Source organism: uncultured Thiocystis sp., from assembly GCF_903866365.1.
Taxonomy (GTDB): Bacteria; Pseudomonadota; Gammaproteobacteria; order Chromatiales; family Chromatiaceae; genus Chromatium.
This window is the reverse complement of sequence record NZ_CAIPNF010000143.1, coordinates 1-2,066: the sequence shown is the minus strand read 5'-3', so window position 1 is coordinate 2,066 and position 2,066 is coordinate 1. Positions and strand designations below refer to the sequence as shown.

At 58.9% G+C, this 2,066-nt stretch carries 3 protein-coding genes and 2 tRNA genes; 3 read left to right on the top strand and 2 right to left on the bottom strand.

The genetic code is table 11. From position 1 onward, the window contains the following. The first annotated feature begins 26 nt into the window (after positions 1-26). Genes QZY07_RS08250 through QZY07_RS08240 form a run of 3 tightly spaced genes read left to right on the top strand, consistent with a single transcriptional unit; the run spans position 27 to position 1,453 of the window. Complete coding sequence (locus QZY07_RS08250) at positions 27-356, top strand: hypothetical protein (protein ID WP_295401478.1); 330 nt, start codon at positions 27-29, stop codon at positions 354-356. A 60-nt stretch (positions 357-416) separates the two neighbouring features. Then, complete coding sequence (locus QZY07_RS08245) at positions 417-641, top strand: hypothetical protein (protein ID WP_295401477.1); 225 nt, start codon at positions 417-419, stop codon at positions 639-641. Between the two features lie 59 nt (positions 642-700). Continuing rightward, complete coding sequence (locus tag QZY07_RS08240) at positions 701-1,453, top strand: hypothetical protein (RefSeq protein ID WP_295401475.1); 753 nt, start codon at positions 701-703, stop codon at positions 1,451-1,453. Positions 1,454-1,751: 298 nt separating this feature from the next. On the opposite strand, the gene QZY07_RS08235 is transcribed toward QZY07_RS08240, so the two are convergent. Then, positions 1,752-1,827, bottom strand: a tRNA-Lys gene (locus tag QZY07_RS08235). 66 nt (positions 1,828-1,893) lie between these two features. Next, positions 1,894-1,969 (bottom strand) — tRNA-His (locus QZY07_RS08230). Positions 1,970-2,066 lie beyond the last annotated feature (97 nt).

Here is a 2,066-nt window from a genome sequence, read left to right as displayed (position 1 = left end):
CGTCGGTGCATTAAAGGATGTCAACGATGCCAATCAACGAACCGACTTCGCGCGATCTTCCTGTCGAGAAGACCGCCGAGATCCGACTCGCCATGACGGCGGCGATGTCGCGTTCCGAACGCTTTTTAACCCATCGCGAATTTTTACGGCGCGTCTTGGCGCGCTTGGGGGCATCGGGCGATGCGGATGGCCTACTCAGAGCGTGGGGGTATCGACCGGATGCCTTGATGCGCAAGCGCGGTGCGTTGCTTGGGACGCGCACGGTGCAGGCCCTGCTGGAAACCGTTGCTGCCACCCAAGAGCAACGGTCGATCATGCCGTTTCGGTGTTGTCAAAAAAGGAAGGTCCATGGATGAAGACGCTGGATCTGCTTGAAGCCGCCGCGTTTTACGGATGCATCCGGAGACACTGCGCCCATGACTAAAACACCAAGCCAAACGCATCCATCAGCGTTTTCGCCAAGCGACCTTGAGCGCCTGACCGGGTATCAGCGACAAGGAGATATTGAGCGATGGTGCAGAGAAAACGGAGTCTCTTTTTTTCGCGGGCGAACCGGCATCTGGACTACACTCGACGCCGTGAACGCCGCGCTCGGACTGAAGGGCGCGCAAGCTGCACTCGCTAAACGACTGGAGTTCTGATGTCACCCAGGCCGCGACAACGATCCGTTTCGCTTCCAAACGGGATTAAGCCGGATGCGTTGCCGCCGTATGTCTATTGGGACGCGACAGGGCGCGGGCGCTGGCTATGGAAAAAGTACGATACGACAACCCAAAAGCAGAATGCGCACAGGCTAGCCGGAGCATCCGCCACGCTCCGGGAAATCTGGGACGCCTACGAAGCCATCACGCGCGCACCGCCAGCCGATACCGTGCAGATGCTCATCGCCAGCTTTGAATCCTCGCCAGCATGGGAGGATCTGGCCGACAGCACCCGCCGCGACTACCGCATCTGCGCCGAATCAATCGTCAAGGCCGAAACGAAAGCGGGCGTCCTTGTTGGCACAACCCGCCTCTCGGACTGGACGCCCGGAGCGGTGCGTTCCTACGTCGAAAAACGCGCCGAGCGCAGCCGCTCGCGCGCCAACCATGAGTTGCGCTATCTGCGCCGCCTGTTCGCGTGGGCCTTTGAGCGCGACTTGATGGCATCGAACCCGGCGCGCGGGGTTAAGTCATTAAAGGAATCCGCCCGCCAGCGCTATGTCAACGACGGCGAGTATGCCGCCTTCCTCGCTCATGCGGGACCGCGCCACCCGTACCTGATCCCGGTTGCTGAGTTGGCTTATCTGTGTCGCTTGCGGATCTCTGAAGTCTGCGATCTGCGCCGCGAGGACATCCGGGAAGACGGGCTGTTTGCCGCGCGCCGCAAGGGTAGCAAAGACGCGCTTACCGGCTCAGGATCGCCATTGACTGCGCGCTCACTCTGCACGGTAACGTCAAAAGCCTGTACGTGATCCCTGGTTCCTCGCGCGGGCGGATGACGGAGAGCACCATTCAAACCGCCTGGCAGCGGATGATGGTCGAATGGGCCACGCTGGGGAACGAGCGCTTTACAGTACACGATCTCAAAAGAAAGGGCGTGTCAGATGCTGAAGGCGACAAGCTCGCGGCCAGTGGCCACCGCTCCATAGCAATGCTAAAAGTGTATGACGTACTTCCATCGAAAGCTCCGGCAACCAGATAGTTTTCAGGAGAATTTTCAGGAGGCAACAAAAAGCCAGTTCGTCGCGAGACGCAACTGGCTGATTTATTTGGTGGGTCGTGTAGGATTCGAACCTACGACCGATGGATTAAGAGTCCACTGCTCTACCAACTGAGCTAACGACCCGATAGTTCGGGGTGGGGTTGAGAAGCCGTGACATTTAAGCCTTGGCTGACGGAACCGCTTTTATATTGGGGTGGACGATGGGGATCGAACCCACGACCACAGGAATCACAATCCTGCGCTCTACCGACTGAGCTACGTCCACCATAGCAAAACTGACATTCATCAATTGGCGCGCCCGGCAGGACTCGAACCTGCGACCCACGGCTTAGAAGGCCGTTGCTCTATCCGGCTGAGCTACG

Excerpts from the sequence above, each read along its gene's own strand:
- QZY07_RS08245 (WP_295401477.1), top strand. The coding sequence starts at position 417 with ATGACTAAAACACCAAGCCAAACGCATCCATCAGCGTTTTCGCCAAGC.
- QZY07_RS08250 (WP_295401478.1), top strand. The coding sequence starts at position 27 with ATGCCAATCAACGAACCGACTTCGCGCGATCTTCCTGTCGAGAAGACC.